Origin of the sequence: Streptomyces specialis (assembly GCF_001493375.1) — a bacterium.
GTDB lineage: Bacteria > Actinomycetota > Actinomycetes > Streptomycetales > Streptomycetaceae > Streptomyces > Streptomyces specialis.
The window spans coordinates 1-5,379 of sequence record NZ_LN929792.1 but is presented as its reverse complement, the minus strand read 5'-3'; the positions used below and the strand labels follow the sequence as shown (position 1 = coordinate 5,379).

At 75.1% G+C, this 5,379-nt stretch carries 3 protein-coding genes and 1 pseudogene; 3 read left to right on the top strand and 1 reads right to left on the bottom strand.

Annotated elements, in window-relative coordinates; translation table 11 throughout:
• Positions 1 to 125: 125 nt before the first annotated feature.
• Positions 126 to 2,303: a hypothetical protein gene (locus BN2279_RS07180; protein WP_159037091.1), complete on the top strand. Its 2,178-nt coding sequence runs from the start codon at positions 126 to 128 to the stop codon at positions 2,301 to 2,303.
• Positions 2,300 to 3,838 carry a hypothetical protein gene (locus BN2279_RS29135; protein WP_059007613.1) on the top strand — a complete coding sequence of 513 codons (1,539 nt, stop codon included), beginning with the start codon at positions 2,300 to 2,302 and terminating at the stop codon, positions 3,836 to 3,838. The genes BN2279_RS07180 and BN2279_RS29135 overlap by 4 nt, the downstream gene beginning before the upstream one ends.
• Before the next feature lie 22 nt (positions 3,839 to 3,860).
• On the opposite strand, the gene BN2279_RS07170 is transcribed toward BN2279_RS29135, so the two are convergent.
• Positions 3,861 to 4,736, bottom strand: coding sequence for a siderophore-interacting protein (locus BN2279_RS07170; RefSeq protein ID WP_059007611.1), 876 nt, complete (start codon positions 4,734 to 4,736; stop codon positions 3,861 to 3,863).
• Positions 4,737 to 4,918: 182 nt separating this feature from the next.
• Between BN2279_RS07170 and BN2279_RS07165 the strand changes: the two are divergent.
• Positions 4,919 to 5,379: pseudogene (locus BN2279_RS07165) on the top strand (SpoIIE family protein phosphatase); the annotation flags it as partial.

The window sequence follows — 5,379 nt, the reverse complement described above, 5'->3', positions numbered from 1 at the left end:
ATCTCGTGGTCTCCGCATAGCGTGGCAAGCCGCGTCGTCGGCAGCGTCAGATGTGTATAGGAGAGAGCGCCCGGGGGGTCGCCGCCGTACGCTGTTCGTCGGGGCGGGCGAACTGGGGGGGTTCGATGGGTGAACACTTATACGGCCAGGAAGCCGTGCTGGACGGCCTGGTGCCGCGGCTGGTCGGGGTGGAGCGGCTCGGCAACGCGTGGGTCGCCCGGGAGTTCCCCGGCGGCGGGCCCGTCGTCCAGATCGTCGGTGGCCGGGCGGCCGGCAAGAGCGCGCTGCTCGAAGCGCTCGCGGCCGGCTACCGCAACCGGGTCCCGCTCGCCGTCGCCGATCTGGCGGCGCCCGGGTTCGGCGAACGCGGCCTCACCGGTGACGTGGACGAGGAGACGGCCAACGCCTCGCCCGTGACCCACCTGCTGTACCTGCTGTCCTACAAACTCGGGCTGCCGATCCGCTCGTTCGGCCGCCGGCTCACCTTTCCCCGGCTCTCCTCCGGCCTGTTGCCGGTCACCGCGTGGCAGCCCCCGGACTCCGGTCTCACCCCCGACGCGCTGGCGCAGGCGCAGAGCGAACTGCGAGCCCTGCTCACGCAGCCGCAGCCCAACGAGCGGCGGGTGCGGGAGACCGTCGCGGGGTGGCTGGACGCCCTCGTCCCCGCCCTGGCGGGTCTGCCCGGGCTGCCGGGGCTTGAGGCCGTGGCCACCGCGGTGCTCCAGACGGCGCGCGGCCCGCTGCTGGCGCGGCGGGCGGACCGGGGCGCGCTGCGGTGGTGGCACGACCGGCTCACCCACTACGTGGGGACGGCGGAGCAGCGGCTGTTCACCATGGTCGGCGACTTCCAGATGCAGGACGACGGGCGGCGCGCGGTGGAGGAGCTGCTGATCGAGGCGTTCCTCGCGGACGTCGACGCCCATTTCGGCGCGCTGAGCCGGACGTTCGGCGCGGCGCGCCCGCTGGTCCTGCTGGACAACGCCCATGTGACGGTCGGCGTCCGGTTCCTGGACCGGCTGCTGGGCGCGCGGCGGGCCCTGGCGGAGGCGGTGGGCGACCCGCGCAAGCCGGCCGATCTGCCCGTGGTCGTGGTCACGTCGCTGGGCGACGGCACCGCGCCCCCCACGACCCGGCAGGTGGCGCGGCGAACTCCCGCGCACGAGGGGGCGTTGCTGCGCCTGGGCATCCCGAGGGCGGCCCCCGACGACGTCCGGGTCATGCTCAGCCACCACCGCGCGCCCGGCGACGCGGGCTACCCGCCGTATCTGGCCCGGCTCATCACGCGGTTCAGCGGCGGCCGGGCGGGCTGCGCCGGGGTCATGGCCAACGCGGTGGCGGACCGGCGGCGCACCGGCGGCGAGTTGCGCGGCCCGGAGCTGCTGGACATCCCGGCCTCCGGGCGGACCCGGTCACTCGGCGACGTGCTGGCCGAACTGCTGCTGCCCGACGAGCGGTTGCGCGACGATCTGACGCTGCTCGCGCCCGCGCTCGACGAACAGTCCGCCCGCCGCCTGTGGTCGGCGCTGGGCCGCCGGGACCCGGAGCCGGGCCCGGACGCGCCGCCGGCCCCCGACCCGCGGATCGTCACACCGCCGCTCACCGACCGGCGTCTGCGGGCGGCCACCGACGAACTGGAGGGCGACCACTGGTACCACGCGCCGTGGCCCTGGCCGGCCGAGCCCGGCGACGCGCGGGGGCAGCGACAGGTGCCGCTGATCGGTGACCGGGCGCTGCGCGCGCTGCTGCTGCACCGGCTGGCGGCACGTTCCGAGCCCGGCGAGTGGCGGCAGACGCACCTCCTGCTGCGCGCGGTCCACAACCCGACGCATCTGCCGGAGAGTTCGGTGCTGCATCAGCTCGGCTACCTCCACCACACGCTGGCCCTGGGCCGGATGGAGATCGTCGTCCGCTGTCTGCACCAGCGCCTCGCCGCCGCCGGGCCGCGCGCCTGGCTCGGCGCCGTCAACGTCGTCTGTGCCGCGCCGCGACCGCCGTGGGGGCCCGGTGCGGAGGCGGTGCCGGAGCTGGGGCCCTGCCCGGCCTGCGTCGCGGACGACGGGCCGGTGGTGCACCGGGCGATCACCCGGCTGGTGCGCGGGGTGTGGGGGGCCGCCGATCCGCTGACGGCCGTGCCGCGCGAGGACGATCTCGAACTGGCCCGCACCGGGCTGCTGACGCTGTCCATGCTGCACGACGACGACGGGTGGCGCGCCGCGCTGCACGCGTGGCCCGCGCGGCTGGCCGAGGGGGTCCAGGCACCGGATCTGCCGGTGCCGGCGCCGGACGAGGGGGAGAACGCATGAGGATCATCCGCCGCTGGCCGCCGAGGGTCCGGGCGCTGGCCGGGCTGGTGACGCTGGTCCTGGTCGCCGGGCTGTGCTGGTTCGGGTACCGGGTCCTCGGCCCCGACGACTCCTGCGCGGAGGGCGTGACGTCCCGCGGCGGCGAGTGCGTCGGCGTGACGGACGGCTCGTACGCCTTCGGCGAGGAGTACCTCCAGGACGTTTTCGACCTCGTCGCGGCCGAGAACGCGGCGGTCGAGGCGTCGGAACAGCCGTACGTGACGGTGGCGTTCGTGCTGCCGTTCACCGATCCCGACCCGGTGCAGAAGGATCACGTGCTGCGGCAGGTGCAGGGCGCGTACCTGGCGCAGTACGGCGCCAACCACGAGGAGAGCGGCGCCACCCCGCTGATCCGGCTGGTGCTGGCCAACCCCGGTGAGCACAGCGAGCATTGGGAGCCGGTGATCGACCAGCTCGGCGCGATGGCCCGTTCCACCACGGACAACCTGCGGGCCGTCACCGGTTTCGACGTCAGCATCCCGCGGAACGAGGCGGCGCTGCGCAAGCTCACGGCCGAGTACGGGATCCCGGTGGTGACCGGGCCCGTGACCGCCGACGACATCGGCAACAGCCCCGAGGACCCCGACGCGTTCCCGGGCATGGTGAAGGTGATGGCGGGCACCGGGGACCAGGCGCGGGCGCTGATCGACTTCTTCGAGGGCGTGGACCCCGAACGGACCCTGCTGATCGCCGATCAGCGGGACGACGACAACTATGTCGTCTCCCTCCGCGAGGTGTTCCGCGCCCAGACGGAGGGCGCGCCGCGCACCGAGGAGCCGTTCACCTCGCCGGAGGACTACAACGAGGAGGGCAACCTCGCCAACGTCTTCGACCGGATGGTCAACAACATCTGCGACGCCGAGACCATCGACACCCTCTACTTCGCCGGACGCCCGGTCCAGTTGCGGCAGTTCGTCAACGCCCTCGGCCGGCGCGGCTGTCAGGACCAGAGCTACCGGGTGGTCTCCGCCTCCGCCGCCTCCACGCTGGCGACGGACGACGAGCTGGACGTCGAGGCGCTGCGCAGCGGCATCGAGGTCGTCTACACGGCCCACGGCCACCCCGAGGAGTGGTCCGGCGCCGACGCGCCCGCGACGGGCGGCTCGCAGGAGCAGTACGACGACTTCCTCGCCCTGGTGGAGGGCGCCGGTCTGGCCGGTGACGTCTCCCTGGCCGACGGCCGGACGATGATCATGCACGATTCCGTGCGGACGGCGGTCACCGGCATCCGCAACGCCACGGTGGGCGATGTGGTGATCCCGGAGCCGTCCGACATCGTCCAGGGCTGGCCGCTGCTCCGCGGCGAGGACAACCGGGTCGCGGGCGTCACCGGCTGGATCTGCCTCGACAACTACGGCCGCGCGTACAACAAGGCGGTGGCCGTGGTCCGGCTGCGCGCGGGCGAGGGCGACACGACGGACATCGAGTTCGCGGGCGTCGCGTGGCCGGAGGGCGAACCCCCGCCCGCCGACTGCGCGGTGGCCAACACGGAGTGAACCGGGCGGGGCGGGCGAGGCGTCAGGCGGTGGCGCGGCCGTCGTCCGCCGCCGCCTCCTGTTCCCGCTCGACCTGGCGGTTCCACTCCGCCTTGCCCGCCTGCCAGCCGTCCTCGTCGGAGCCCCGGCGCCAGTAGCCGGAGATCGACAGCCGCTCGCGCGGCACCAGGCGGTCGTGCCGCAGATGGCGGCGCAGCTCCTTCACGAGATGCGCCTCGCCGTGGACGAACCCCTGCGGCGTGCCCGGCGGGAACGCGGCGCCCGTGACCGCCGCCACCAGCGCGTCGCCGTGGCGGCCGGAGCCGCGGTGCGACCAGCGGATGTCCGCGCCGGCCGGGGCGGCCAGCTTCTGCTCCTCCACCGGCCCGGCCCCCTCGACGAAGGCCAGGACGACCGCCGTCGGCGGCATCGCGGCCAGCGCCGCCGCGATGGCCGGGAGCGCGCTCTCGTCCCCGGCCAGCAGGTGCCAGTCGGCGGCCGGGTCGGGCGCGTATCCGCCGCCGGGGCCGAGGAACAGCAGCTCGTCGCCCGGCCGCGCGGCGGCGGCCCACGGACCGGCGAGGCCCTGGTCGCCGTGGACGACGAAGTCGATGCTCAGCTCGGCCGCCGCCGGGTCCCAGGACCGCACGGTGTAGGTCCGGGTCCTGGGCCACTGGTCGCGGGGCAGATCGCGCCGGACGGCCGCCATGTCGAACGACTCCGGGTAGGCCGCCCCCTCGACCGGGAACAGCAGCTTCACGTACTGGTCGGTGTCCGGGCGGGCGGCGAACCACCGGGGTCCGTCACCCCCGAGGACCACCCGGATCATGTGCGGGGTGAGGCGCTCGGTGCGCAGCACGCGGCCCCGGTTCAGCCGGGGTGCCTCGCGCGGGGGACGGGCGGTCGTCGGTACGGTCACGGGTGCTCCTCATGGGCGGGAAGCAAGCTTTGGTTAGGTAAGCCTAACCAACCCTGGCGGGCCGTGGCGAGGGCGTCCGGGCGGTCGCCGGTCGGTGCTCCGGTTCCTACGCTGGAAGCAGGCGTACCCGGGACGAGGCGGAGGCGAGGAACCATGCGACGCCGGATGAGGCGCTGTCCGCTGTGACGGCAAGGGGCCGGGCGTTCGGCGGGGTGGCGCTGGCGGCCGTCTACGCCCTGCGCTGGGAGAGCGGTGAGCTGCGCCTGGTCGAGACGTCGGGCGGCTCGCCCGCCCCGTACGGGCTGCGCGACGCGTACCCGCTCCCGGCCCGTTCCCCCGTCGCGGACGCCTGCCGCGCCGGCCGTCCGCTGTGGCTCGACGCGGCGGCGCTCGCCGCGTACGACGACGCGCCCCCGGCCGGACTGTCGCTGGGCGTGCTCCCGCTGGGCGGCGACGGCGACGACAGCGGCGTCCGTGACCCGATCGGGTGCCTGGTCGTCGTCGAGAGGGAACCGGACGGGTTCGGCCCCGACCGCCGCGGCCTGCTGGAGCTGTACGCGCGGCATGTCGGCGAGGGGCTGCGGGGCGGCGGGCCGGGCGCGCGGTCGGTGCTGGGCCCCGGCGCGCGGGGCCCAGCACCGAC